The sequence below is a fragment of the Mesobacillus zeae genome (assembly GCF_003570705.1).
Lineage (GTDB): Bacteria > Bacillota > Bacilli > Bacillales > Cytobacillaceae > Mesobacillus_C > Mesobacillus_C zeae.
This window is the reverse complement of record NZ_QWVT01000007.1, coordinates 1-25303: the sequence shown is the minus strand read 5'-3', so window position 1 is coordinate 25303 and position 25303 is coordinate 1. Positions and strand designations below refer to the sequence as shown.

The window sequence follows — 25303 nt, the reverse complement described above, 5'->3', positions numbered from 1 at the left end:
GAATAGCATATCGAGAGATATAGCTTTAAATACTGAACTGATCACTCTAAAAGAGTAATTTCGAAAGGGATGAGTTTATGAAAGCTGATGTTGTATTGATAAATGGAGAAGTTATTACAGTAGACCAAAAGAATACAGTAGTCGAAGCTGTAGCAATAAAAGATAATCGTATCGCAGTTGTTGGTTCAAATCAGGAGGTTAAGAGTTTTATAGGAGAAAAAACGGATGTAATTGACCTGCAAGGAAAAACGCTTCTTCCTGGATTCATTGATTCTCATATTCACCTCATTTTTTATGGGGTGAATCAGTTGGCGGTAAGTTGTAAAGCCGAACATATCGATTCTATCGAGGCTTTGTTAGATGACCTGAAAAAGAAAGCCTTAGAAACTCCTAAAGGTGAATGGATACGTGCTTGGGGCTTTAATGAAACCTCTGTGAAGGAAAAGCGTTATCCAACAATCGCTGAGCTGGATGAAATTTCAGTTGAACACCCCATTATTGTATCACGTACTTGCAGCCATATAAGCGTGGTGAACAGCATAGCATTAGAAATTGCGCAAATTAACGAGAACACCCCGGATCCTAATGGGGGAGTTATTGAAAAGAATCAGGCAGGAAGGCTTACAGGAAAGTTAATTGAAGCAGCAAATATGGGTATGAGCGAGGTTGCAAGTTATACAGAAAGTGAACTGATGAAGGCTGTGAAAATTGCATCAGATCATTTCGTTGCAGCGGGCATAACAAGTATACATGAGGCAGGTGGAAATGGTCCTGAGAGTTACCGTTTACTGCAACAAGCTGTGAAGAGTAAGGATATTCGTGTCCGAATATATGCAATGATATGTCAGGTAAATAACTCCCATGAATTTGTTAATAAAATGGTCGAAGCTGGTGTGGTAACTGGTACCGGAGATGAGAGATTCAAAGTTGGACCAGTTAAATTGTTTACAGATGGAAGTAGCACCGGGCCTACAATTGCAACCCGTGAGTCGTACTCCAGTGACTCTAACAATTATGGCATTCTTTATTATAGTGAGGAAGAAATCTACCAGGTTTTAGGTGAAGCACATAAAAAAGGCTATCAAATCACTGTACATGCACAAGGTGATAAAGCCATTGAAATGTATTTAAATTGTGTGGAAAAGGCGTTGGAGGAATCACCAAGAAAAAACCATCGTCATCGGATTGAGCACGCGGGAATTTCTTCACCAGATTTACAAGAGAGAATGAAAAAACTTGAGATGGTTCCTATTCCAAATCCTCCTTTTCCATATGAATTTGGAGAGATATATGTCCACCACTATGGTGATCGTGTTAATCAAATGTACGCTGTTCGTGATTTTATTGATCGTGGCATCATGGCAGCAGGTGGATCGGACGCGCCAGTTACTGACTATAATCCTTTATTAGGAATTCATGTTGCTGTCAATAGAAAAAGCCAGTCTGGAATGGAGTTTGGTGCTAATCAATCTATAAGCGTAATGGAAGCTATTAAACTATACACCTGGAATGGCGCTTATGCGAGTTTTGAAGAAAAGATAAAAGGAAGCATAGAGGTCGGAAAGTTGGCGGATTTAGTTATATTAAATGACAGCATTTTAAGTGTCAACCCAAACCAAATTAAAGATTTAAAAGTAGAAACAACTATTATTGATGGTGAAATTATCTATCAAGAAGAACAATCAGTGAAAATTTAATATATCATAGTTTGCATAAAAATGAAAAAAGGATGGTGTATTTATGAATGCAAATCTAGTATTTATCAATGGTGAAGTTATTACATCAGACTGTTTGACCCGGTGAGACCGGGGAGCAGGAACCTTTTTTATTGCTCGCTGAGGGCGGTTTTTTAGACGATGTTTTTAAACCTTTTCAGCTTAACGCCGCAGCCGCAAACCGTGCTATGCTTTAATTGTTTGATTTTTGTATGGCATCTTTGGCACACATCTGGTGTGACTTTCATAAGGTTCACCTCAAGTTAAAGTTTTAAGTGGGAAAATTTCAAGGAATATTAGGTAATCTTATTATATACCTTTTAAGATGAAAGTAAATACTTATTTATAATAATTATAAAATAGATGCATTTTAAACGGCTGACTAAGTTTTTTTACATCACTTGTTTTTGGGTTAAAGATCCGACTAGGTAAGCCAGTTTGTATGGGACCTTAAAGTGAAGACATCGACAATAGTTGCTTATTGGGTCATTCGCCCAACCCTGCGTCTGGGTAATTGAATAATGTTAATGGAGCGCTAAAAGAGGAAGAATTAAGTATGAATCCAGAAATGCAATTTATGTATGGTCTGCCCGGCCAAGATTTACAATACGAGAAATTAAATGAGAGAGTCCGTCCTTATGGCTACGGATTTGGAAGGCCTTGGTGGGGTTACGGCCAACCGTGGGGCTGGTTCCGGCCAAGACCGTGGATTTGGGTAAGGCCCGGACTATGGGGCTGGGGCGGTCACTGAGGTCCATTTTATGAATGATATGGACTTGGTGAAACTGTTGATAGCAGCACAATGATGAATCCTTACGGCTATGTAAATTTATAGAAAACAAAAAGGCTGCCACGATGAGTAGGCAGCCTTTAGCAAATTTTCAATAAATGTCCGACACATTGATTTTGTTTATTTTTTTACATAAAGAGTTCTGGACTTTTCTGCCACCGGAACATGTAAGAGTTCAAAAACGATGCCGTAGACGAAAGTAGTCAGAAACATTGAACCAAACATATCAAGGATGAAGTGCTGTTTAACGAATAAAGTGGAAATAATGATCATTGAGCCTATCAGCGGGATGAAGACAGAATGAAACAGAGATTTATTTTTGATATGGATTGATCCAAGCATGATGGCAAAAGTAGTCAGGACATGAATGCTTGGGAAGCAGTTGAATGGCTGATCGTGCTGGTAAATCATTCCGACTAAATCTATAAACAGGCCGTCCCCGCGGAGCATAGGTCTTGGGACTGTTGTTTGGAAGAAGAAGTAGATGATGAAGCAGATCAGTTCACCGATGACAATGACACCCAGCGTTTTCAAATACACTTTTGTATCCTTGAAACAAAAGTAAACGAGATAGCCTACTATAAAAATATACCAAAATATATAAGGCACGATAAAGGCCGGAATGAACGGAATCGCTGTATCCACCTTAGTAGACAGAATCACAGCATCCCTCGGGTGATTATTCAGTAATTTATAGATACTGCCCAAGATAGGCATAACGAGCAAAAATAGCAAAAAGGGAGCCTTTTGCAATTTATCTCTCATTTTTTATCCCTCCCTTTCCAGGTTTCTTGCTACTACATACCACTTTTATGATTATACTAATCTTCAAAAGATTAACAGGTCCAGTATCTAGGAAAAAAGAGCATTATTACGAAATGAGTCTATAAGACTATTATAAACCACAAAAACTTGGTTTGTCTGAAAACTTTCTCATTATTTAGCGGTTTTTTAAAACTATTGGCAAAGCTTAAAGCACTTTAGATTTACTGTTTTTCCTATCAACAACTCTACCCTCCCATTAGACGAAAAAAAGGTAGGCAGAGTTTCACCAAAATAAATATTTTTAACACAATACCGCACCACCGCGCCGGGGGTCAGGCACGCTTTGGGTGGGTAGCGTGCTAATGTGCGTTAGCGTTTTCCATATTTGGGGTCATAGTGATAGACCGGGAAGAATGGATCCGCGGATATTATTGGCGTCTCTGATGGCTATCTAGTGGTTGTATCAAACGGAAAACAAGTCACACGGGTTAACACATTTACAAAGAAAAAGCAGACTGAAAAGTTTGTTCAAAGTTTATAAATTAATTCCCGCTGAATATAAAAGATTAGAAATAAAATAATAAAGATACAGCTCTTATGAAGAAAAAGACACAAATGGTTCTTTTATATTAGGTATCCGTCATTCAGACAGGCAGGTGGAAATATGTGGCAAGCAGCATTGTGGGGAGGAATCGCAGGATCCGCAGTTTTATTGGGAGCAATTGCAGGAATTCTTTTTAACATTAGGAGAAACATCATCGGGGCCATTATGGCTTTCGGAACCGGAGTCCTGATTGGTGCAGCCTCCTTTGAACTTTTGGCCGATTCCGTAAATGAAGGGGGTCTAGCTGCGACTGTGGCCGGCTTTCTCGCAGGTGCTCTCATATTTACAGTTGTGGATATTCTCCTTTCAAGGAAAGGCGGAAAGGAACGGAAGCGTTCGAGGGAAGGTTCACGTAATTCTACTGGACTTGCCATTTTTTTCGGTACAGTGTTCGATGCGATACCTGAATCTGTCATCCTCGGAGTAAGTCTGTTGGAGTCAAAATCGGTTAGCTGGCTTCTCGTTGCAGCCATTTTTATCAGCAATATTCCAGAAGGAATGTCGAGCAGTGTGGGTTTGAAAAAAGATGGCTATTCGAACCGTAAAATCCTAATTTTATGGCTGGTTGTCCTCGCTTTATCCGCAGTAAGTTCATTTGCAGGCTATATCCTGCTAGCGGATGCATCACCCGTCCTGATTGGAGGAATCGGGGCATTTGCAGCAGGCGGCGTGGTATCAATGGTATCATCCACCATGATGCCGGAGGCATATGAGGAAGGAGGCCCAATTGTTGGGCTGATTGCAGCAAGCGGCCTCCTATGCTCGCTTGTCCTCAGCCATTTATCGTAAGCGGCGTCCTAAGAAGGATAGGAGGCCCGGAAAGTCTAATATATTTAAAAAATGAGATAAGACAAAGATCGTCATAGCTTAGCTAAGGCGATCTTTTTTTTGGAACTTACGAACCTTAGTGATTTTTTAAAAAAACACAGGAAATTTGGCGTGATTTAAGTTAAAAAAAAGAAGGATTCTGTCCTTGATTAGCCAACGTTCTTGTCCAATATCACCTGTAACCGGTTTCGCGATAGTATCTATTATGCGAATTTCTCATGCCAGAGTGCCGTATCTTCGATTACGGCCAATCTATCTCCGGTAAAGACCATTCTATCTACGGTTGGTTCATATCTGGTTAAAATCATCTAAACTTTCTTCACCATCAGCCACTTCAAATTGAGCAAAGCTGGGTTTCGGGACAGCTAGGCCCTCTCCATTAGCCAGAGCTCTTTTTTTAGAAGATCAGAATTTTAAGCATTTATACCTTACTAAATCTCCGCTTTAATTTTTGGTCCAGTGTCATTGGCTAGCGTGATGCAAATAGCGAGCAGCGCCAAGCGTCCTTTCCGCTCAACCACAAAACCAAAAGTCATACCATCAAAAAGTTTGACTTTTTTGTGAATCATGTTACGATGAACATAGATTTTTTTGTAAGAAAGCTAATTTAATAGTTTTTCCACTAGGGGAGCCTTAGTTTAAGGCTGAGATGAAAGTGATACTTTTGACCCTTGGAACCTGATCTGGATCATACCAGCGTAGGGAAGTGGAGTAACGGGCCCATATTTTTTTTTTCTTGTAGCCACAAGGCTATCTGACTATGTCCATTACCAGCCACTTTCTTTGCGCAGGCAAAAAAAGTGGCTTTTTTAGTGGCTTTTTTTGCGAGCAGGGCAGGAAGCCGGCACCACTAAAAACAGGAGGGAACATTCATGACATTTTCAGAAGAAATCCGCAAAGATGCAAGTGCTATTTGGGAGGCAAGCTTTACACATCCTTTCGTAACTGGAATAGGAGACGGAACTCTCCCGCTTGAGAACTTCAGATATTACGTGCTTCAGGACGCCTACTACTTGTCCCACTTTTCAAGAATCCAGGCAATTGGTGCTTCCCAGGCCCCAGACTTGGAAGGAACAAGCCGTCTGGCTTCACATGCACAGTCTACATATCAAGCTGAGCTTTCACTTCATGAGAACTTTTCAAAGAGGCTCGGCATTACCGATGCAGAAAGAAAAAGCTTCAAACCGTCGCCGACAGCCTATGCCTATGTTTCACATATGTACAGGGCTGCTTTGACAGGGCAGTTCGGAGATACTCTCGCAGCACTATTGCCATGCTACTGGCTTTATTATGATATAGGCGAATTGCTGAAGGACTGCAATCCAGCTGAGCCGATTTATCAGGAAATGATTGCTGCTTACGGCAGTGATTGGTTCCGCGCAATTGTTGAAGAAGAAGTAGCAAGATTAGATCAAGCAGCCGAACATGTTACAGCAGCGGACCGAGTGAGAATGAAAGAGCATTTCATGATCAGTACGGAATATGAGTACATGTTCTGGGAGATGGCCTATACACGGGAAGAATGGCCATTATCAGCACAGCCAGTAAGATAAGTATGATAACAGGGAGACTTATAAAATGAAAAAAAGTATGAAATTAACGGAAATCCTCATTACAGTCATGATCGCGGTTGCTTTCGGGCTAGTATATATCCTCTGGGGAACATTATATTACGCTTTGAAGCCTCTGGGACTGCAGATGGACCAGTTTATCTACGGTATGTGGTTTATTGCAGCTCCGGTTGCATTCTTAATCATCCGAAAGCCGGGAGTTGCGCTGCTGGCTGAAATTGCAGCTGCTTCAGGAGAATTTTTGCTAGGCTCAGCCTGGGGCCTTACCATACTTCTTTATGGAGTCGTCCAGGGTCTATTTTTCGAGTTTGTGCTGATGGCTTTTAAATACAAAAAGTTCAATATTGGCGTTATGATACTTGGCGGATTAGCTGCAGCCGCCGGGTCTGTCATCATGGATTACTATTACGGTGAAATCGGCAGCCTCTCCGCCTGGAACCTCACATTATTTATGATTGCCCGCTTCCTTGGCGGTGCATTGTTTGCAGGCGTGCTGCCATATTATCTGGTGAAAGCACTCGAAGCGACAGGTGTCACAAATCTCGTGCGTCCTGCTACAGACAAAGACTATGACACATTGAATCAGTAGGAGGAGAAAGTTGAAGCCAATTGTACAGGTTGAAAAATTGCGTTTGGCGTTTCCAGGAAGCAAAAACATGCTGTTCAAGGATTTCTCCGTGTCATTTAACAAAGGTGAGAAGGTATTGATCCTCGGTCCTTCAGGCTGCGGGAAGTCCACATTCCTGCAGCTTTTGTCCGGCATTATCCCTGGCTCTATCGATATTCCCTGCCGTGCAGAAGCGTTAGAGATCCCTCAGGAGTGGGGATATGTTTTTCAGGATCCTGATGCACAGTTTTGCATGCCATACGTTGACGAAGAAATGGCTTTTGTTCTCGAAAATCTCCAGACTCCGAGAGAAAAAATGGCGGAAAGGATGGAAGAACTGCTCTCAGCAGTTGGTATAAGACTTCCCGCCCTTCACACAAAGATACAGTCACTTTCCGGAGGAATGAAACAGAGGCTTGCGATCGCATCGGTTCTTGCACTGAAACCGGAAGTGCTTTTTTTAGATGAGCCGACAGCCATGCTCGACCCTGAAGGAACAAAAGATATTTGGGATACGCTGAAAAAGGTGGGAAGAGACAAAACTGTCATCATTGTGGAGCACAAAATCGATCATGTGCTCGACTTTGCTGGCAGGATCATCTTGTTGGATGGAAATGGAAACTTAATGGCTGATGGAACAAAAGGAGAAATCTTTGCAAGGCACAGAACTGAACTGAGGGAACAGGGAATCTGGTTTCCTGGAGTTTGGGAGGAATATATCAGCCAAATACCAGCAGGGAGTAAGAGTATCCCGGCAAATGGGAAAGAAGTTATCAGCCTTAGTGATTTCAAAGGCATTCACGGTAAAGAAGTGAAAATCCATGTCGATGATCTGAAAGTACAGGCCGGGGAATGGGTAGTCATCACTGGGAAAAATGGTGCAGGCAAAAGCACATTCCTTCATGCTTTAATGCAATTTATCAAAACAAAAGGGAATTATCTTTTAAAAGGGAAACGTATTCTAAAAGGCGTGAATCCCGCTAAAGAAGTAGCTTTTGTCTTTCAAAATCCAGAGTTTCAGTTTGTTGCAGGCACAGTATATGAAGAAACTGCTTTTTCATTAAGGATGAAAGGCTTAGAAGAAGGTAACATCGCCGCCATGGTTGAGAACACGCTGAGGGTTTTCGCTCTCGAGAAACAGCAGCATCTACATCCGTATCAATTGTCAACTGGGCAGAAGCGTCGATTAAGCGTGGCTGCTTCTATCATCGCAGACCCGGATATTCTTCTCCTGGATGAACCTACGTTCGGGCAGGATGCAAAAAACACGTTTGCTATTCTCGACAAGCTGGAGGAATTCAGAAAAAAAGGGGCGGCAATCATCATGGTGTCACATGACGAGCAGATTGTCGAAGGCTTCGCCACGAGAGTGTTGGCAATTGATCACGGCCGTATCATCAAGAATGAATATATCCTGGAAAGTGAGCGGGCAGGGATGACCTGCACCGTGTAAAGAGAGGGAGAATCATGTACATCGAGTGGAGTCCAAAAGAGACATGGCTGCACCAAATTAATCCCAGCCTAAAACTGCTGGTTATTATCAGCCTTTTTACCGTCATGCTCTTGATCGACGATCTGAACTATCTGTTTTCTTTTACAATTGCGGTTCTTCTCTTATTCATCCTATTCACAGGTCACCCTTTTAAACGGATTTTACTGTTCTCCATTCCTTTCTTCGTCGTATTTGTATCGACCTCCTTCACCATGATTTTGTTCGGTAAAGGGGAGACCACAATCCTGAAATTTGGGCTGATCCATATAACAGAAGAGAGTTTCTATAGGGGATTGCTTGTTGGATTGAGAGCTCTTGCAACAGCTGCACTTGGACTAACCTTTGCCTTGACGACTAAACCGGTCCTTCTGTTCTACTCGCTGATGCAGCAGATGAAACTCCGTCCGGCATACGCATATAGCTTCATGGCTGCCATGAGGATGCTGCCAATCATGGCAGAAGAATTCCAGACAATCCGGCATGCACGCAAAGTGCGGGGGTGGGAAGGGAAGAAAGGGGCGGGAGGCTTTTTTCGAAAAATATCTGCCTATTCTATTCCGCTGCTTTCGCAAAGCATTCGAAGGGCGCACAGAATCGCAGTAGCCATGGAAGCAAAAAGGTTCAGGATGGCCGGACAAAGGACCTATTATTATCAAACGGGATTTTCGTGGAATGATGTGCTTTTCATAGGTTACTTTTTGGTTGTTCTGGCTGCGGGATATTATTTTTCAGCAGAGTGGCCTTATTTCAAACAGGTAAATTTTTAAGCAAAAAAACCGAACCTCATATATGTGAGGTTCGGTTTTTAGGTTATTCTTGATTTGAGATTTCAGTTAATTTTCCATCTTCAATGTACACGACTCGGTCGCATAGGTCGAGCATACGCTTATCATGTGTGACCATGATGGCAGCCTTACTTCTTAATTTGACTTCATCTGCAAGCATGTGGACGACAGATCGTCCTCTTTCGGAATCAAGACTCGCAGTCGGTTCGTCAGCAAGAATGATTTCAGGATCATTCATCCAGGCGCGGGCAATCGCCACCCGCTGCTTTTCACCGCCGGATAAGCTTTCAGGATAGTGGTCGGCCCGATGATAAAGACCGAGCCGCTTCAGTAAATCATCCGCTTTTTCCTCATCGTCTTTTGTATGCTTGCCCGCAAGCTTCGGGATAAGGAGCAATTGTTCCTTTACCGTTAAATAGGGGATAAGGTTGGCGGACTGAAACACAAATCCAATGCTTTCCATTCTGACTCTGTTCAATTTTTTCTCAGAAAGCTTATTGATTTCTTTATCGGCAATGACAATTCTGCCTTTTGTCGGACTAAGCAGTGCACCCGCAATGGACAGGAATGTGCTTTTTCCTGAGCCGGAAGGGCCGACAACAGCCACCAATTCTCCAGCTTCCACTTTCAATGAGACACGGTCAAGTACTTTAATCGAAGTATCGCCATCTCCGTAAACTTTGCTTATATCTTCAAGAATGAGTTTGTAATCCATTATACAGCCCTCCCAATCGCATCTATTGCATCAACTTTCGCTACCCGGTAGAGTGACAATGCAGCTCCTCCAAGTGAAACCACCAGGAACAGTCCCGAACATATAAGGACCACTGAAGGGGTAAGGACAAATGGCATTCCCGCAGGGAGGATAAAGCTGAGTCCATAAGTAATCGAAACGCTGACGATGAGACTTAATATTGTCAGGAAAGTTACTTGCGAAACAATGTTGATCGACAGATAGCTTGTTTTTGCGCCAATTGCCTTCAATACTCCAAACTGGTTGATTTTCTGCAGTGTGATGACGTAGAAGAAGACAGCCAGGACGATGGCAGAAATGATGAACAGGAAGACAATCATCATCAATAGTGAGCTTTGTTCCTGCGAGTAGCCAGGTATCCCTTTCAGGGACTCATCAACAGTGAGGACATTTACGTCCTTCATTTCTTTTTCAATTTTCGCGGCAGTTTTGTCCGTCGCCTTCAGGGCAATTGCGTTCACAGTTGTTTCTTCCTGACCGACTGAAGATTGGATATTGCCCCACTCTTCGAGGTTCACGAATACGACAGGAGTATGGCTGAAGGATTGGCCTTCAGTAAAGCCTTTAATGGTAAAAACTTTTCCGGATATTTGGTCTTTGATTTTGTCTCCAAGGCGGAGGCCTTCGTTTTTCAAAGAAGCATTCGCAACAATTCCATTTTTGTCATTGTTGTCTATTGCTTTGCCTTCTGTTATTTTCGGTGCTAAAAATCCCTCTTGATCCACTGCAAAAAATGTAACATCCAATTTCTTTGATGTTTCGCCTTTCAGGACAGTGGACATTTGCAAGCCGAGTTTTTCAGTATCAGAAGCATCGGTATATTTGCCAGCCTCTTTGGCTAGGTCTTTCGTTATTTCAGACCGGTTAACCTGATTGTCCGAGTCTTTTTGAAGAATTAAATAATCAGCGTTCATGTTCTGAATTGATGAAGCATTATCAGATGAAAGCCCATTTGCAAGGCCTGTTACAAAAAGTACCAGCCATGAAATGAGGACCATAATCAGTCCGATTAATAAGTAGCGCAGCTTGGCATGCTTCATTTCACGAAGTGCGAGAAACATATAAACCAACTCCATTCCTATATTGAAAAGCAGTATAAGCAAGATTCATAAGGAGCATTTCCTTTAGTGTTGCTTAACTCTTAATCACAGTATAGGTTTGGAATATGAACACAATATGAACAAAGGTTTACAACTTGGGAATCGTGATATGAAAAGCTGTTCCCTTCGATAATTCACTCTCTGCGTAAATGGATCCATTGTGGAGATCAATGATTTTTTTTGTAATCGCAAGACCAAGGCCGCTGCTTCCTTCTTTACGGCTTCGGGCTTTATCTGCTTTGTAAAATCGGTTGAAAATATGAGGAAGGTCTTTCTCGGATATTCCCTTGCCTGTATCCTTTATTTCAATATGGCATTCCTTTTCGCCTTTTATGATCTTTATTGAAATCGAACCTCCGCTGTCTGAAAATTTGATGCTGTTAGTAATCAGGTTCACCCAAACCTGGTACATCAATTTTTCATCTGCATATATCATGGTTTTCGGGATATCAAGGTCTATAGCCAAATCCTTTTCCCTCCAACTCCACTCTGTCATGAACAGCACTTGTTTAATTTGGGCGGCGACATCAAAGGTGCTTTTATCCATGATGGTCTCTTCTTTTTCAAGAGAAGCAAGCATTAGTAGCTGTTTGCTGAGTTGAGAAAGACGCCTGCTTTCTTCTTCAATAATCGACAGGTAGTGTTTCCTCGTTTCCTCAGGCAGTTCCTTGACTTGGAGAGTCTGCGAAAATCCCTGGATGGAAGCGAGGGGAGACTGAATTTCATGGGAAACATTAGAGACAAACTCCTGACGCATTTCCTCAAGCTGTTCAATGCTTTTTGCCATGTGGGAAAAGTGGTCCGCAAGCTGGCCGATTTCATCGCGCCGGTTCACCTTAAGATCAATCTTATAATTGCCCTGGGCAACCTGTTTTGTAGCCTCCGTTAACCGGTAAACCGGACGGACGATGTATCGTGTGCTAATCATGACAAGAATGATGCTAAGCACAAGAGACAAAGAGAGAATGACAGCGAAGAAAATGCGCATTTCACCAAACTGGTATCCAACATCAGGCCTCACAAACATGGCGTACGATATTCCATCCGCAATGAGCGGAACGCCAATGGTATTAATGACAGAACTGTCAAAGAAACCCGTGATAAATGTCTTTGAAGGGAAATCCCGGATGCCATGATAAATCTTACCTTTAAAAACATTGCTGACTACTTTCGTATCAATATCCTTTTTGCTGAAGGACCCTCCATAGTATGATTCTTGGCCGTCTTGATCAACAAGATAGATCTCATAGCCAAGCTCTCCAACATGCGACAGGTAATTATCTTTGTTTAGTTTTGGGTTTTGTAAATAAAAATCAGCAATGTTATTGGCCATTGCGGTAACTTTTTCATCGTTATAAGATTTTAAATACACTTGATAATAAATATTAGAAAAAAGGAATGAAATGATTCCGCTCAGTAACATTGTGGATAATGTGACCGCTAAAATGTGAGAATATAGAGATTTCACTTTTCCTTAACCTCCAATTTGTAGCCAACGCCTCTGATCGTTTTGATAGTGAAATCGTCTGTTTTTGCGAAAAAGCGGTCACGTAGCCGCTTGATATGGACATCCACCGTCCGGTCATCCCCATAAAAATCAGCTCCCCAAATACTATGAATTAATTCTTCCCGGCTGAAAATCCGATTGGGATAGCTAGCCAGCTGAGATAGTAGCTCGAACTCCTTCATCGGCAGCATTAATACCTGACCGCTGCAATTGACTTCATAGCTTTTTTGGTCAATCACAGTGTTGTTGAGCCTGATTGTGTTTCCATTAACCATTTGGTAACGTCGCAGCAATGCCTTTATTCGAAAAAGCAGTTCTTTTGGTTCAAAAGGCTTCGTTAAATAATCATCAGTTCCGACAGAGAATCCTTTTTCCTTGTCCCGAAGCTGGTCCTTTGAAGTTAGTAAAATGATCGGGAAGTCATAGTATTTTCTAATCTCTTCAGTGAGCTGGTAGCCATCTTTGTTTGGCATCATGACATCAACCACAGCAAGGTGCATCTGTTTTTCAAGCAGAAGTGCGGACGCTTCTTCACCATCCACAGCTTCATGCACCTGGTACCCCTCCGATTCCAAATAATATTTCAAGAGTTCCCGTATATTCGGGTCATCATCCGCTACCAAAATATTTAGCATGGCAATTCATCTTCTCCTTTCGAATAGGTCCCCTCCGGTTTAGGGAAACGATCACTTCTCTAAAAACTGATAAAGCTTAAATTTCTCTGTTTCGACGGCTCTCCATCTCTAAAGTAACGGAAGTCCTATGCTTAGTGCATCAAAATGTGCCAACTTAGCCGGCTCCACATATTGAGGTCATTAAAAATGAAGAGAGACGGGGGAATTAGGGTTCTGATTTATGTAAATGGTATGGTTTGTCCATCTTTTTCATTATAAAATGAAATCAGCGATTTCGCACATGGTGGTAAAGAGTTCCGTAAATGTTCACAACGGTTTTCACTAGATAAACGATGATATTTTTAATACATTAACTGTTGAAAAGTATCCTTTCAATAAAATATAGTGGAGTATAATAGTATGACATGAACCATCCTTTCTTACTATAGAAATGGGGGAAGTTGCATGACAGAGAAACCTGTTGATTTCGAATCAAAACAAGCAGTTGACTTCTCCTTATTCGATGCCGTTGGCGCAGGCATTGTCATTCGGAATCGCGAAGGAGAAATCCTCTTTGCTAACAAAGCGTTTTGTAACCTGTTTGGTACAAATAGGGAGGAGCTAAAAGGCAGGATGTCCTTTGGCTCACTGATTCGTTTTGTCACGGAGGACGGGAAAGACGTTCAGGAATTTGCTGAATACCCTTCATTTCAAACGATTCACACAGGAAAAAAATCCGAAGCTGTTTGGAGTCTGAAAGAACAAAAAGAACGAGCAGCCTGGTTTAGACTTGCAGCAGATACAGCTTATTTCGGTTCAAACCATCAACCATTAATCATTAGCACTGTAACAGATATAACGGAAGAAAAAATGGCAAAAGAAAAGTGTCTTGATAGTGAACAAAGGTTCGAATGCCTCATTCAATCAATGGATGAATTAATCTTTACAATTGACTCAAACATTCAATACACAGCTGTTTATGGGCGATGGTTCGAGAAAAATGGTATCCCTGAGTCTAGCCTGCTTGGGAAAAGTGTTTATGGGATTGTCGATAGGGAAAAGGAACCGCTTCACCAGATCGCCATCAACCATGCTTTTAATGGAAAATCTTATACCTATGAATGTCAAATTGAAATAGGCGGGAAATGGTATGACTTTCATGTCTCTTTTTCACCATTGAAATCAAAAGATGGGTGGATTAAATCCATCATCGGGGTGGCGAGGGACATTACTTCCGAAAAACGGATCAAAAAGCAGTTGAAGCTAAGCCAGGATCTCTACGAAACATTAATCGAACTGTCGCCTGAAATGATTTTTGTCCAGATGAATGGCAAAATTGTCTATATGAACGAGGCAGGAATCAAATCGTTAAAGGCGAGTTGCCTGACTGAGCTAAAGGGAAAATCCATTTATGATATCATCCATCCTGACTACCATAAGGTTGTTAAGAACCGGATTAGAGAGTTAAAGAGAAATAAGCATGTAGGATTGCTTGAGGAGAAGTATATTTGTATGGATGGCTCAACTAAATATTTTGAAGTGGCATCAACGCTGATCAAAATTGGGAAAAAGACGGGATCAATTGTATTTGCCAGGGATGTCACAGCAAAACGAAAAGCGGACCAATTATTAAGGGAGAGCGAAGAAAGATTCCGCCAGCTAGCCGAGAATATAAATGATATTTTTTGGATAAAAGATATCGAAACAGGTGAATACATTTATATCAGTCCTGCTCTGGACAAACTTACTGGACCGGTTAGTATCCATAGCTGTCCGGAAAGCGTCAGTCCGCTGCAGCCTCTTATTCCCGCAGGAGAACAAAAGAATCTGATAAATCAAGACGGTCTGATAAGATCATACAGGATTCAGCCTGAAAGCGGAGAGACGAGATGGATAAAAGAGCGGATTTTCTATATATATAATGACAGTCCCGAACCGATTCGAATTGCCGGTGTTGCCGAGGACATTACCATGTTAACAGAGAGGCAGGAGCTCCTGCAAAAGCAGAAGAGGCTGATGATCATCCAAAACCTTGCTGCTGGTATTGCACACGAAATCCGTAATCCGCTGACTAGCATTAAAGGCTTCATGCAGCTATTGCAAAATTTTGTGCCTGAAGAATATTTTTATATCATCGACATTGAAATCAAGAATATTGAGAAATTCATTAAACAAATGCTGCTGCTTGGGAAAGATTCAGAAGGAAAAGAAGTCAAAAAAGTCAGTATTCTAAGCATTCTTTTGGATGTGATTCAGGTCTTCAGTCCCACTGATTTGTTCCCATGTATTCTATTCGACCATGGTAATCTGTCCCGTAGCGATTATATAATGGGTGACGCAGATCAATTGAAAGAAGTGTTAATTAATATATTAGATAATTCAATCAACTCGATTATCAGAAAAGAAACTGGGCAAGTATGGATTGGGACAGAACGGATCGGTGACAATGTCTTTATTACCGTAGCTGACAATGGGAGTGGAATAAGTCCCGACAGGTTCGAATTATTGGGTGAACCCTATTATGCCAACCATGAAAAAGGAATTGGCCTGGGCCTGATGATCTGCCAAAAAATTATCGAAAATCATAGCGGTGAGCTTACCATTATCAGTAAGGAGGATGAAGGGACAACAGTTAAAATTAGGATCCCGGTGAATGGATTGGCCAAAGACAGTTTTGGAAAACAAAATCCGGGTATCAGTATGGAATAAAAGGCGACCATGGCGGTTGCCTTTTTTATTTGCCTAAAAGACACAATATTGGTAGAAGAATAAAATCCCTGAATTAGATGAATGCTACATGTAGACGAATATGGCAGGAATTTCGAGGTGAAACATGCTGGCAAAAATATCACAGTATATCCCGACTTGGCAAGTGTTTATGCAAGCAGGCATTACAATGGCTGTCCCTTTCCTGCTAACAAAGTTATTCTCATCGATCGAGGATAAAGAGGGGAGGAAAAAGCAATGAAATCATTAGATAAAGAAGAGCAAAAAAGCAAGAAAAATGGAAAAGAAACGAAACAATCCCCCGTATTTACAGGGAATTTCGAATCTGACTTGAAGAAGGTTAAAGATCTTTTAGGAGAAAATTCCGATATCTTGTTCAGGAAGTTCCGTTTAAATAATACGAAGCTTAAGGCAGCTCTTTTTTATCTTGATGGTCTGTCAGATAAGGAATTGATCGATAAGTTTCTCTTAAGTTCTTTAATGAAACCTTTTTCTGAAACTGATAAGGAACAAATTAAGCAGGATGGCCTAAAGGATTTTCTTAAAAACAATGTATTGTCAATTGGGGAAATCAAGGAATCCGATGAGCCGGAAAAGGCAGTCATTGAAATATTGAACGGGTCGGCAGCTTTGATCATTGAAAGTGTCCCAGAAGTGCTGGTTCTTGGCATCAAAAAACCGAAAACCCGTGATCTTCAAGAACCGATTTCAGAACCATTGGTAAGGGGCCCTAGAATCGGCTTTACAGAGAATATAAAGGATAACACTGCAATACTCAGGAACCAGGGCCAAAACGAGGACTTGTTTTTCTTGAAAAAATCGGTAGGTGAAAGGGCCAAAAAGCAAACGGTGATTGCCTATATTAATGGGATTGCAAATCAGGATTTAGTGGACGAAATTGTGAGACGAATAGATAAAATTAAAATAGATTTTCTTCCGGAGTCCGGGTATATCGAGCAACTCATTGAAGATAATTTTTTAAGTCCTTTCCCTCAAATTCAAAGTACGGAACGCCCTGACAGAGTCATGGGAGCATTGATGGAAGGAAGGGTAGCCATACTGCTTGATGGTACTCCATACGTTCTAATTGCACCGGTAACACTAAGCATGCTGCTGCAATCGCCTGAAGACTATTACGAACGCTGGATTCCCGCAACTCTTGTCAGGTTGCTTAGATTTTTAGCAGCTTTCATTACGCTTTACGGACCTTCCTTATACATATCTTTCATATCCTTCCACCCCGGTCTTATCCCAACGAAACTGGCAATTTCCATTGCAGGGTCGCGCGAAGGTGTTCCATTCCCTACATTGCTTGAGGCCATGTTGATGGAGATTGCGATTGAAATCCTTAGGGAAGCAGGTCTCCGCCTGCCAAAACCAATCGGACCGGCAATCGGGATCGTTGGAGGTTTGATTATCGGCGAGGCTGCGGTCAGTGCCGGAATTGTGAGTCGAATCATGGTTATAGTTGTCGCCTTAACAGCAATCTCCTCGTTTGCCATGCCACAGTACAGCCTAGGGACTTCACTAAGGATCCTGCGGTTTATCTCGATGTTGGCCGCATCGATATATGGCTTGTACGGTGTTGTATTGTTTACACTGTTGTTTTTAAGCCATCTGGTCAGGCTGTACAGTTTTGGTGTTCCATATATCAGTCCATGGACACCTTTACGCATGAAGGACTTGAAAGATTTTATCGTCCGTGGGCCTATGTTTTTAATGAAGAGCCGGCCTGTCCTTCTTCAGACCAAGGAACCCCGCCGTAAAGGTTAATGAAGAAAGAGGGATCACAATGTTGATGAATAACCGTAATAAGATTACAACAGTCCAGGCAACTATCTTTACGTCCAGTTATATCCTTGCCTCGGGAATCCTTACACTTCCTCGTACTGTAGTTGCGGTAGTAAAGACACCGGATGCCTGGCTCAGCGTGTTGATCGGCGGCTGCATCGCGATTGTTTTAGGAGTAATAATGGTTAAGCTTAGCCAGTGTTATCCTGGTAAGACGATTTACCAATACGTTAACATATTAATTGGAAATTGGGCCGGGAAAACATATGGCATTTTGTTGGTTATTTATTTCGTGGTATTGTCAGCCTATGAGGTTAGGACGCTGTCGGACGTGACGAGTTATATGATTCTGGAAGGAACTCCCGCCTGGGCCATATCGATGCCGTTTATTTGGATCGGTTATTACCTTTTGCAAGGCTGGATTACCTCACTTGCACGGTTGTTCGAAATCGTTTTTCCGATTTCCGTTGCTGTCTTTTTGCTTGTCATTTTGATGAGTACGAAAAGTTTTGAAATGGATAATTTACGTCCTTTTCTGGGAGAGGGCATCCAGCCCGTGCTTAAAGGTTTGACTAAAACAGTGTTCGCTTATATTGGGTTTGAAAGCATGCTATTTTTGGTGGCCTATATGGAAAAGCCTGAAAAGGCAGTGAAAAGCACAATATTTGGAATCGGCATTCCGATTCTGTTTTACGTTATCACGATGGTGGCAGTCATTGCAGCCCTCTCGATAGACGGTGTCGTACATCGAACATGGCCGACATTGGATCTGATTAGAAGCTATGAGATGAAAGGCCTTCTTTTCGAACGGTTCGAGTCATTTTTGCTTGTGATTTGGTCCATGCAAATATTTTCGACATTCTGTATTACTTATTTTGTAGCTTTCCTGGGAATAAGCCAAATGTTTAATATAAAGACACAAAAAGTATTATTAGGTCTGCTGCCATTTTTATTTCTAATTTCAATGACGCCGAGAACAATTGATGAAGTTTTTTCACTTGGAGACATACTTGGGAAGTCAGCGATCATTTTGTTTGGCTTCATCCCGCTACCACTTCTTATTCTGGCAAAGTGGAAGGGGAGAGTGAGATGAAAAAAGCATTGTTGCTTCTGATTCTTCTTATTTCAACGGTGCTCTCTGGCTGTTGGAGCAGCAAGGAAATTGAAGATTTAAGCTTAAATGTGGGAATTGCGATTGATGATGGAGATCAGTTAGCAGAAGAAATGAGGCATATTGATCAAGTGTCATCAAGCCAGGAAAAGGGTGACTTGGCTGTAACATTCCAGTATATCAATACAAGCGCAACAACGCCGGATTCAAAGGGTGGAGGGCAAAAGCAGTTTACAAATGTATCTGCGATCGGAAACACAAATCATCAGAACATCCGGGTGATTTCATTGCGGGAAGAGAATCCAATCATGTTTCACCATACAAAAGTAATTGTTGTCAGTGGAGAACTTTTAAAAAAGATAGGGATCAGGGAAATAATGGATTTTTATTTACGTGACAGCGAAGCCAGGCTCAGTTGCCTTGTCCTTGTTAGTAAAGGTCCTGCTAAGGATACACTGCAATCCAAGGATCCTGCAGTAATTCCTTCTTTTCGCCTTCTCGGCATTGTTGATAACGCCTACAGGTCGTCGAGAATCCTAAATCCAATGACGTTGGCGAAAATACAGGGGGAGTCCTACTCAAAATCAAGTTACCTTCTGCAAAATGTATATACAGAGGATGGAGAAGTCAAGTTTTCCGGTGCAGGTATTATGCGTGGGAAAACAAACAAGCTGATCGGTTATATTAGTGAAGACGATTTAACCGGGATTACGTTGATTACTGGCGATGCAAAGGGCGGACCTATCCCCGCGTTTGAAAAGCAGTCAGGTAAGCCAATGGTTTATGAAATCGAGACGATTAAAAGTAAGATCATCCCGCATGTGAAAAGAGGGAAAATTTCTTTTGACATCAAGATTGACTCAGAAGGAATACTATCAGAAAATTGGAAGGACTCTAAAGAGCCGTCAGAAAAAATTGCTAGTGAAGCAGAAGAGTTAATTAAGGAAGAAATGGAAAAAACCCTAGCCAGAACACTGAAAAAGACGCAAAAGCATTATAAAGTAGATGTTGTTGGCTTTGATAATGAGCTACGGATTAAATACCCGAAAACGTGGAATAGAGTCAAGGATGATTGGGATGCAACCTTTGCTGAACTCCCGATTAAATACTCCATAAAAGTAAAAATTATAAATTACGGTAACACAGATGCCCGGTCATAGAAAAGACAAAAACAACCAGACTTTACCCCTAGGGGAGGAGGCCTGGTTGCTTTTGTTCTGTTACAGAGAAAGTGTTTGTCAAGACCTCAATTCTGTTGCCGTTGGAGGACGGGAAATCTAGACTTTTAAAAAACAGTAATAAAGTTCTAAACCTTCGCATGATTCATCCGATAATATTCAAGATGAAAAAGGCAAACTTATCGAAAGATAAGGACGCAAAGCCACGGGTCTAAAATTCTTTTGAATGATGATAGCCGGGTTGCCAAATGTAGCGCCGCATTTGGGTATTATGAAAAAGAAAGGGACGACCATGCGGAAGGATAAAGAAGGACTAAAGTTTATTATTAAGAGATTTTTTCAATTGATGGAGGAATTTGAGGATCATCCAGGATCAACATTTACATTTGTTAGTTTTATAAGAAATTTTTTAAGACATAATTCTTCAGATGTATTACCAACCATTGAAATCATGACGATTATAAGGGAACTAAAACCTAATGTTTTTTCAAGTATGAAGCAAATGGCTAAACAGGATCCTATTTTAGAATTTTTAACTGGTTTATCAATGGACTTGCAAGTGGCTGAAGAAAAACTTCATTCCATCCTGGAAGCAAGATAACAAGCATGAATACTGAATGATTTAAAAGACGATTCGAATATCGTCTTTTTTTATTAATATTTATTCGGGCAAGGAACTCATTCACATGTTTTAAGAGAAGGCGACTGCCCTTGCCCGGTATAAATTCAGTAGCCTATAAAAAAGTGAAATGCATGTAATCAAAATTAGGACTAAGAGAAAATGAAACCAACGTTACAAATGGGTATTTACACTTGAACTATTTTTAAAATGAACCCGTCGTAGCCCATATATTATAGTTGGGGCCGTAATATTTCCCAAAAGCATAAGATGTCCGTGGATCTAAATCATAAACCATTGGTGTGTAGCAGGATTTTTGCCCGGCAACAACCTTACCATTTCCACCTGCTGAGTCGCAGCTAAATCGTTTTTTATCTGTATTCCGAGTTACTTCAGCATTTGCTTCGAATCCAGAAGGTACATTGTTATTCATCGTAATTTTAGCCCAAGCAGTTTTACAAGTAGAGCTGAATTTTAACTCAACAACACCTATTTTTTCATTTTTTTCATTTATTAAGTATGAAGTAGCCTTAGTAGTGGCACTTGATGCACAATCATTATAGTAAGGGCTTTTTCCATCATAAGAATGATCTTCAGCATTGGCTTTCATATTTCCGAAGAAGAGTAACGGCAAAATAAACAGCAGGGTGGAAGCTTTTTTCATTAAATTTTTCATTAATTTAAACCTCCGACTTTATTAGGGATTTTTTTGTGGACTGTAGTTCCGGTTTTCCTCCTTTTCCAGAATTTTTTAAAATTACAATGTTATGTTAAAGGGGAGTTTTCATGAAGTCAATCATTTAAGAAGAAAATGGTAAATATGGTCTGGATATAGTAAATGAGACGATGTAAAAAAAGGAGATTTAAGTTTCATGATAAAGGACTTAGTAAACAAATGTGGGTGTCATGGTTCAAAGGATAAACGATGAATGAAAATTGCCCGGGGAAGAACAAAAGATTTTAAAAACGCTGCAAATTCGGCAGAAGAAGTTATAAAACAGCCAGCAATATTACTTGAGGATCTCGGCAAAAGCGGCTGTCATTATAAGTTAGGGGAATCTCTAGTGATGCTGAAAGAAATACGATATAAATCAGAGCATAATGAAACTGGAATATTTATATAATGATGCAAAGGGAAGTCTTATCATCGATGTGTGCAATGGTTAACTTAAGTTCACTCTACTGCCCGACTACGGAGAAAAAAGTTATTCATCAAAATGAAAGGTGAAGTGGGTTAAGTTTGATGAGGGGGAAGAAGTTTGAATCTATATGGACTTAGCATAGTGGATTGGGTGCAAATCCTTTCCGCGTTAGGAACGTTAATTGCTGCTATCGCTGCATGGAAATCCGCCATTGCGGCAAAAACATCATCCCGAATTACATCTGAGCAATTGGAAGAGATGAGGCAGCAAAGAATAGATCAAATTAGGCCTTATGTCCATATATCGGATGCAGGATACAGTTTAAACTTTAATCCCGAAAATGGTTATGGGAGTTTTTGTAATGAGGCGGTACAGGAGCCAAAGTTGGTGGTAACTAATATTGGAGTAGGTCACGCGAAAAAGTTAAACTTTAAATGGTTTTTTGATATGGAGAACAGTATTAGATTGATCCAGACTTATGAGATTGGACAACGGAAAATATATAAATATGTACCTGATTTTGAATTAAGTACGGAAAATGGTGTCACTTTTCTAAAAAGTGATTTGAAAAACTATTTTCCTATTTTATTAAAAGATAAAGAATATCCATTATCATTCCCCTTTTCATATCTGGAAATTTTATCATTTTTATATCATTTACTTCTCGAGGAACACCTGGATTTAAAAGTCGTTCCAAATCTAAACCTCGAAATAGAATATATGGACACGTTTGAACAAAAAGTGTCCAGGAACTTTATCATTATACCAAAGTTAATCAAAACCATTGCAAGTGAAGAGGATGGTAAGTTAACAGATTATAGCTTCAAGATAAATTTCCAAGTTGATGAAATTTCTTCCACGTTCTGATAGTAAACTAGACCTCATTAAATGATCCTAGTGGAAAATGTTTGACCTGGAGAGATGGATGCCCTGGTAACGATAGGGTGATGGCAGGGATGGCAATGGCAACCGAGCAATTAGTAAAGAATCCTGATTCGTTAGAGGTTAAATATAGGGGGGCGGGCAATAGCTATAGAGCGAAAAACAAGGTTGTCACTATGTCTGTGACTGTTTTGAGTATGGCGATTGAACATTGCATACCAAAATCCTTTCATATGCTCCTAATTGTTCGAAATGAATATCAGCAGCTAACAAAAAAAGGGTGTTTAAAATTTCTGAAAATTCACGAACGACGCGGATTCTATTATTTAGAGAATTATGATGCCGTACATGTTGGATTAAGTCCAAGTGAGTTAGAAACAATCTGGGAACGTAATGGCTGGTAATTAATACATGAAAAATTAAGTTTCCATTTTTCGTGTAATCACTTGATACTTGTAGATCAAATAATCGAGTTCTTGGCTTGCTTTGATGGTCATCTCGTGATTGAAACCAAATTGAGTGCCCAGAGAAATCATATTGCTCCTCAGGTATTCGATATATTGATGCAATTCTTTCAGAATAAGAACTGTGGCACTTTCCATTATCAGACCCCTTTTGACAAATATGACACTAACAATACTTATTTTACCAAATAAGGATAACCATTTAAATAGGTTATATGTACAAAAAATGACATTTTTTCCTTGTTGGGTATAATTTACTATAACAAATTATACTAGTCATGCAACAACAAACAAGCTTTGTATGTTATTAACCGGGTATTGAAGAATGAGTGATGCAGGATTGAACCATTCTAGCATAGGTTTGTATAGGTTTATTGTAAACTAGATAGATTGGCTTGATATGCCTTGATAGTGGTATAAAAAGTGGTAAAAAAAAGCTTACCCTTTAAGGCAATCTTTTCAGGTGTTACATTTCTTTAGTGTTTTCTTTATCTTCATTAAAAAACCAGCTATGGTTACAAAAAATCAAATATAATTTGGATGATCTTAAATCAGATTTTACGGAAAAAATGGTGGAGTGCATAAAAGACTATGAAGAAAAAAAAACGAAAAGAGTGTGGATTTGAAATAAAGTCGCGATGTTTATAAAAAAAATGTGAAGCTTTACCCTTTTGGATATTTTTGTCTGAAGGGGTGTTTTTATGACTAAAAGAAAAAGAACATCTGAATAAAAGGTGGATTAAGGAATTATTGAGTGACATAGAGTTGTTCCGTTAAAGGGCCATTTAATGGAATCAGACTTCCAAACAAAACTAGATAATTATGTTAATACTGGTGTGAGATTATGAATAAATGTACTTAAAGGGGGGGAATTAGTTGAAGAAGAATTCTTGAAATTGAAACATAATTTCTAAATAACTCTATATTAACTAAGGAAATAAACAGGAGGGGATAAATTTGGATAACATTCTTTTATCTAAAGGTCTAAAGGCAAAAGGAAGGGGATCAGAAATGACGATCATCACTCACTCCCGCGAAGAGGGAACACTCATTAAGGGCACCGCCCGCCCGGAGGCCGAGGTGACGACATGGCAGGAACGGAACATCGTCTACCCTCAGGATTGATGAAGATGCGTAGAATCTGTGGTTATTGCGCCGCCATAGCGGTGACGCCGTATCTGTTGATCAAAATCGCCTGGACTTTCGGCCTCTTCCTTCCGACTGAGCAAATGGGTGACGCCAGTTGGAGAGCGATCAACGCAGCTACCGTGGTTGTCGCCGCGGTCGGCATCCTGCTGGCGATGGCGTTCAGCAGGCCGTGGGGTGAACGGCTGCCCGCGTGGCTAGTGGCTCTGCCCGTGTGGGTGGGCACTGGTCTTCTTGTTCCCATGCTGTTGCTCGCACCGGTGCTTGGCCCGGCCGCCATGACCCGGGACAAGGAGGCAGGCGCCGCCGACTTCTGGGGCTACGAGCAGATCTTTGTTATGGTCTCTCTGGTCGGGGTCGGTATTTGCTTGCCGCTCGCTTTGGCGGGTTACACCAAGTTACGGTGGCCGGAGGCGTTGGACGGTCCGATCGACTACGGGGAGCTGCCGGGACACACCCGGCAGCTACAGATCACCCTGGGCAGGATCGTCGTAGCCGGCTGCATCCTGCTCGGCATCATTAAGGTGTTCTGGGCGGTGGGCGGCACTCTCGGCATCGACCCGGCCATGCTGGATGACCGTGATCTGTGGTGGTACCTGCTGACGTTGAATACCGGCGCGTGGGCCTTAGCGGGGGCGTGGGGCCTGTTGGTGCTGATCACACGCCGCGGGTCACAGAGGTTCCTGCCCCCAATGGCAGCGGCATGGATCTCGTCGGGAATGCTGTTCTCTTACAACCTCTTTTCCGTCATTCGCCCCGATTTTCAGTCCACCCCGGAGTACCCGCTGGCACGGGTGCTGACCACGGAGGCCGGTATCGTCCTGGGCGTGATAATGGGGATTATCATTCTGCTGGTACTGCATGACCGTCGGCGAGCCCTGATAAGATAGGAGTAATGGGGACAGAGGAACAAATAGGAACTTTAACTAGCAACGATAAAACATCGATAATGGAAGTATAGAACTTAAAACCTTATAACTCTGTTTTTTTAATTTTTTATTGAAGTAACGTAACGGATATGTTATTTGAGAAAGATTAAGTGATTTAAAGAATGAGACTATATTACCACAGTTATTACATTATACCAGCTAATATAAGTCAATACTTTTGA

The 25303-nt window shown here is 41.2% G+C and carries 24 protein-coding genes and 2 riboswitches; of the genes, 17 read left to right on the top strand and 7 right to left on the bottom strand.

Annotated elements, in window-relative coordinates; all coding sequences use genetic code 11:
• The first annotated feature begins 77 nt into the window (after positions 1 to 77).
• Both D1970_RS01940 and D1970_RS01935 read left to right on the top strand, forming a co-directional pair.
• On the top strand, positions 78 to 1697 hold the full coding sequence (locus tag D1970_RS01940; protein ID WP_119111204.1) for an amidohydrolase: 1620 nt from the start codon (positions 78 to 80) through the stop codon (positions 1695 to 1697).
• Between the two features lie 574 nt (positions 1698 to 2271).
• A complete protein-coding gene (locus D1970_RS01935) occupies positions 2272 to 2466 on the top strand; it encodes a hypothetical protein (protein WP_119111203.1) in 195 nt (64 codons plus the stop codon).
• 159 nt (positions 2467 to 2625) lie between these two features.
• Here the strand turns inward: D1970_RS01935 and D1970_RS01930 are convergent, their stop codons facing one another.
• Positions 2626 to 3270 carry a phosphatase PAP2 family protein gene (locus tag D1970_RS01930; protein WP_119111202.1) on the bottom strand — a complete coding sequence of 215 codons (645 nt, stop codon included), beginning with the start codon at positions 3268 to 3270 and terminating at the stop codon, positions 2626 to 2628.
• 664 nt (positions 3271 to 3934) lie between these two features.
• On the opposite strand from D1970_RS01930, the gene D1970_RS01925 reads away from it, so the two are divergent.
• From D1970_RS01925 to D1970_RS01905, 5 genes are all read left to right on the top strand, one after another.
• Positions 3935 to 4663 (top strand): ZIP family metal transporter, encoded by a 729-nt coding sequence (locus D1970_RS01925; protein ID WP_119111201.1) that lies wholly within the window; start codon positions 3935 to 3937, stop codon positions 4661 to 4663.
• 653 nt (positions 4664 to 5316) lie between these two features.
• Positions 5317 to 5424: riboswitch (TPP riboswitch) on the top strand.
• 150 nt (positions 5425 to 5574) lie between these two features.
• Positions 5575 to 6255, top strand: coding sequence for a thiaminase II (tenA, locus tag D1970_RS01920; protein ID WP_119111200.1), 681 nt, complete (start codon positions 5575 to 5577; stop codon positions 6253 to 6255).
• 25 nt (positions 6256 to 6280) lie between these two features.
• The gene (locus D1970_RS01915) at positions 6281 to 6862 is read left to right on the top strand and encodes an ECF transporter S component (protein WP_119111199.1); all 582 of its coding nucleotides are present in this window, start codon (positions 6281 to 6283) and stop codon (positions 6860 to 6862) included.
• 10 nt (positions 6863 to 6872) lie between these two features.
• Positions 6873 to 8333: an ABC transporter ATP-binding protein gene (locus tag D1970_RS01910; RefSeq protein WP_119111198.1), complete on the top strand. Its 1461-nt coding sequence runs from the start codon at positions 6873 to 6875 to the stop codon at positions 8331 to 8333.
• A gap of 14 nt (positions 8334 to 8347) precedes the next feature.
• Positions 8348 to 9139 (top strand): energy-coupling factor transporter transmembrane component T family protein, encoded by a 792-nt coding sequence (locus tag D1970_RS01905; protein WP_181213407.1) that lies wholly within the window; start codon positions 8348 to 8350, stop codon positions 9137 to 9139.
• Positions 9140 to 9182: 43 nt separating this feature from the next.
• Here D1970_RS01905 and D1970_RS01900 read toward each other — a convergent pair whose 3' ends face one another.
• The 4 genes from D1970_RS01900 to D1970_RS01885 all read right to left on the bottom strand — a co-directional run bounded on the left by D1970_RS01900 (position 9183) and on the right by D1970_RS01885 (position 13153).
• Positions 9183 to 9872 carry an ABC transporter ATP-binding protein gene (locus D1970_RS01900; RefSeq protein WP_181213408.1) on the bottom strand — a complete coding sequence of 230 codons (690 nt, stop codon included), beginning with the start codon at positions 9870 to 9872 and terminating at the stop codon, positions 9183 to 9185.
• The gene (locus D1970_RS01895) at positions 9872 to 10972 is read right to left on the bottom strand and encodes an ABC transporter permease (RefSeq protein WP_119111196.1); all 1101 of its coding nucleotides are present in this window, start codon (positions 10970 to 10972) and stop codon (positions 9872 to 9874) included. The genes D1970_RS01900 and D1970_RS01895 overlap by 1 nt, the downstream gene beginning before the upstream one ends.
• 127 nt (positions 10973 to 11099) lie before the next feature.
• Positions 11100 to 12479 (bottom strand): sensor histidine kinase, encoded by a 1380-nt coding sequence (locus D1970_RS01890; RefSeq protein WP_119111195.1) that lies wholly within the window; start codon positions 12477 to 12479, stop codon positions 11100 to 11102.
• Entirely contained in the window at positions 12476 to 13153 is a 678-nt protein-coding gene (locus D1970_RS01885; protein WP_119111194.1) for a response regulator transcription factor, read from the bottom strand. Before D1970_RS01885 ends, D1970_RS01890 begins: the two co-directional genes overlap by 4 nt.
• Positions 13154 to 13597: 444 nt before the next feature.
• On the opposite strand from D1970_RS01885, the gene D1970_RS01880 reads away from it, so the two are divergent.
• The 5 genes from D1970_RS01880 to D1970_RS01860 all read left to right on the top strand — a co-directional run bounded on the left by D1970_RS01880 (position 13598) and on the right by D1970_RS01860 (position 20540).
• A complete protein-coding gene (locus D1970_RS01880; protein ID WP_119111193.1) occupies positions 13598 to 15841 on the top strand; it encodes a PAS domain-containing protein in 2244 nt (747 codons plus the stop codon).
• Positions 15842 to 16096: 255 nt separating this feature from the next.
• Positions 16097 to 17632, top strand: a complete 1536-nt coding sequence (locus D1970_RS01875; RefSeq protein ID WP_119111192.1) for a spore germination protein — start codon at positions 16097 to 16099, stop codon at positions 17630 to 17632.
• Positions 17633 to 17651: 19 nt separating this feature from the next.
• Complete coding sequence (locus D1970_RS01870) at positions 17652 to 18743, top strand: GerAB/ArcD/ProY family transporter (RefSeq protein ID WP_119111191.1); 1092 nt, start codon at positions 17652 to 17654, stop codon at positions 18741 to 18743.
• Positions 18740 to 19921 (top strand): Ger(x)C family spore germination protein, encoded by a 1182-nt coding sequence (locus D1970_RS01865; RefSeq protein WP_119111190.1) that lies wholly within the window; start codon positions 18740 to 18742, stop codon positions 19919 to 19921. Before D1970_RS01870 ends, D1970_RS01865 begins: the two co-directional genes overlap by 4 nt.
• A gap of 180 nt (positions 19922 to 20101) precedes the next feature.
• Positions 20102 to 20188, top strand: a riboswitch (cyclic di-GMP riboswitch).
• Positions 20181 to 20540 (top strand): hypothetical protein, encoded by a 360-nt coding sequence (locus tag D1970_RS01860; protein ID WP_246370250.1) that lies wholly within the window; start codon positions 20181 to 20183, stop codon positions 20538 to 20540. It overlaps the preceding riboswitch by 8 nt.
• Positions 20541 to 20763: 223 nt before the next feature.
• On the opposite strand, the gene D1970_RS01855 is transcribed toward D1970_RS01860, so the two are convergent.
• Entirely contained in the window at positions 20764 to 21234 is a 471-nt protein-coding gene (locus D1970_RS01855; protein ID WP_119111189.1) for a YjfA family protein, read from the bottom strand.
• A 253-nt stretch (positions 21235 to 21487) separates the two neighbouring features.
• On the opposite strand from D1970_RS01855, the gene D1970_RS01850 reads away from it, so the two are divergent.
• The 3 genes from D1970_RS01850 to D1970_RS01840 all read left to right on the top strand — a co-directional run bounded on the left by D1970_RS01850 (position 21488) and on the right by D1970_RS01840 (position 22986).
• Entirely contained in the window at positions 21488 to 21682 is a 195-nt protein-coding gene (locus D1970_RS01850; RefSeq protein ID WP_119111188.1) for a hypothetical protein, read from the top strand.
• 135 nt (positions 21683 to 21817) lie between these two features.
• Positions 21818 to 22567 carry a DUF8453 domain-containing protein gene (locus tag D1970_RS01845; RefSeq protein WP_119111187.1) on the top strand — a complete coding sequence of 250 codons (750 nt, stop codon included), beginning with the start codon at positions 21818 to 21820 and terminating at the stop codon, positions 22565 to 22567.
• 95 nt (positions 22568 to 22662) lie between these two features.
• Positions 22663 to 22986, top strand: a complete 324-nt coding sequence (locus D1970_RS01840; protein WP_142920985.1) for a hypothetical protein — start codon at positions 22663 to 22665, stop codon at positions 22984 to 22986.
• A 15-nt stretch (positions 22987 to 23001) separates the two neighbouring features.
• On the opposite strand, the gene D1970_RS01835 is transcribed toward D1970_RS01840, so the two are convergent.
• Positions 23002 to 23184: an aspartyl-phosphate phosphatase Spo0E family protein gene (locus tag D1970_RS01835; RefSeq protein ID WP_119111185.1), complete on the bottom strand. Its 183-nt coding sequence runs from the start codon at positions 23182 to 23184 to the stop codon at positions 23002 to 23004.
• An 819-nt stretch (positions 23185 to 24003) separates the two neighbouring features.
• Here D1970_RS01835 and D1970_RS22140 point away from each other — a divergent pair.
• Entirely contained in the window at positions 24004 to 24171 is a 168-nt protein-coding gene (locus tag D1970_RS22140; protein WP_181213409.1) for a hypothetical protein, read from the top strand.
• Positions 24135 to 25082, top strand: coding sequence for a hypothetical protein (locus D1970_RS01830; RefSeq protein WP_119111184.1), 948 nt, complete (start codon positions 24135 to 24137; stop codon positions 25080 to 25082). The genes D1970_RS22140 and D1970_RS01830 overlap by 37 nt, the downstream gene beginning before the upstream one ends.
• Positions 25083 to 25303 lie beyond the last annotated feature (221 nt).

What these genes read in the sequence shown, in the direction of transcription:
- D1970_RS01880 (WP_119111193.1), top strand. Translation starts at nt 13,598, where the DNA reads ATGACAGAGAAACCTGTTGATTTCGAATCAAAACAAGCAGTTGACTTC.
- D1970_RS01900 (WP_181213408.1), bottom strand. Translation starts at nt 9,872, where the DNA reads ATGGATTACAAACTCATTCTTGAAGATATAAGCAAAGTTTACGGAGAT.
- D1970_RS01905 (WP_181213407.1), top strand. Translation starts at nt 8,348, where the DNA reads ATGTACATCGAGTGGAGTCCAAAAGAGACATGGCTGCACCAAATTAAT.
- D1970_RS01865 (WP_119111190.1), top strand. Translation starts at nt 18,740, where the DNA reads ATGAAAAAAGCATTGTTGCTTCTGATTCTTCTTATTTCAACGGTGCTC.
- tenA (WP_119111200.1), top strand. Translation starts at nt 5,575, where the DNA reads ATGACATTTTCAGAAGAAATCCGCAAAGATGCAAGTGCTATTTGGGAG.
- D1970_RS01940 (WP_119111204.1), top strand. Translation starts at nt 78, where the DNA reads ATGAAAGCTGATGTTGTATTGATAAATGGAGAAGTTATTACAGTAGAC.
- D1970_RS01855 (WP_119111189.1), bottom strand. Translation starts at nt 21,234, where the DNA reads ATGAAAAATTTAATGAAAAAAGCTTCCACCCTGCTGTTTATTTTGCCG.
- D1970_RS01840 (WP_142920985.1), top strand. Translation starts at nt 22,663, where the DNA reads ATGGCAACCGAGCAATTAGTAAAGAATCCTGATTCGTTAGAGGTTAAA.
- D1970_RS01895 (WP_119111196.1), bottom strand. Translation starts at nt 10,972, where the DNA reads ATGTTTCTCGCACTTCGTGAAATGAAGCATGCCAAGCTGCGCTACTTA.
- D1970_RS01925 (WP_119111201.1), top strand. Translation starts at nt 3,935, where the DNA reads ATGTGGCAAGCAGCATTGTGGGGAGGAATCGCAGGATCCGCAGTTTTA.
- D1970_RS01835 (WP_119111185.1), bottom strand. Translation starts at nt 23,184, where the DNA reads ATGGAAAGTGCCACAGTTCTTATTCTGAAAGAATTGCATCAATATATC.
- D1970_RS01935 (WP_119111203.1), top strand. Translation starts at nt 2,272, where the DNA reads ATGAATCCAGAAATGCAATTTATGTATGGTCTGCCCGGCCAAGATTTA.
- D1970_RS01915 (WP_119111199.1), top strand. Translation starts at nt 6,281, where the DNA reads ATGAAAAAAAGTATGAAATTAACGGAAATCCTCATTACAGTCATGATC.
- D1970_RS01870 (WP_119111191.1), top strand. Translation starts at nt 17,652, where the DNA reads ATGTTGATGAATAACCGTAATAAGATTACAACAGTCCAGGCAACTATC.
- D1970_RS01885 (WP_119111194.1), bottom strand. Translation starts at nt 13,153, where the DNA reads ATGCTAAATATTTTGGTAGCGGATGATGACCCGAATATACGGGAACTC.
- D1970_RS01830 (WP_119111184.1), top strand. Translation starts at nt 24,135, where the DNA reads ATGGCAGGAACGGAACATCGTCTACCCTCAGGATTGATGAAGATGCGT.
- D1970_RS01930 (WP_119111202.1), bottom strand. Translation starts at nt 3,270, where the DNA reads ATGAGAGATAAATTGCAAAAGGCTCCCTTTTTGCTATTTTTGCTCGTT.
- D1970_RS01850 (WP_119111188.1), top strand. Translation starts at nt 21,488, where the DNA reads ATGAAAATTGCCCGGGGAAGAACAAAAGATTTTAAAAACGCTGCAAAT.
- D1970_RS01875 (WP_119111192.1), top strand. Translation starts at nt 16,097, where the DNA reads ATGAAATCATTAGATAAAGAAGAGCAAAAAAGCAAGAAAAATGGAAAA.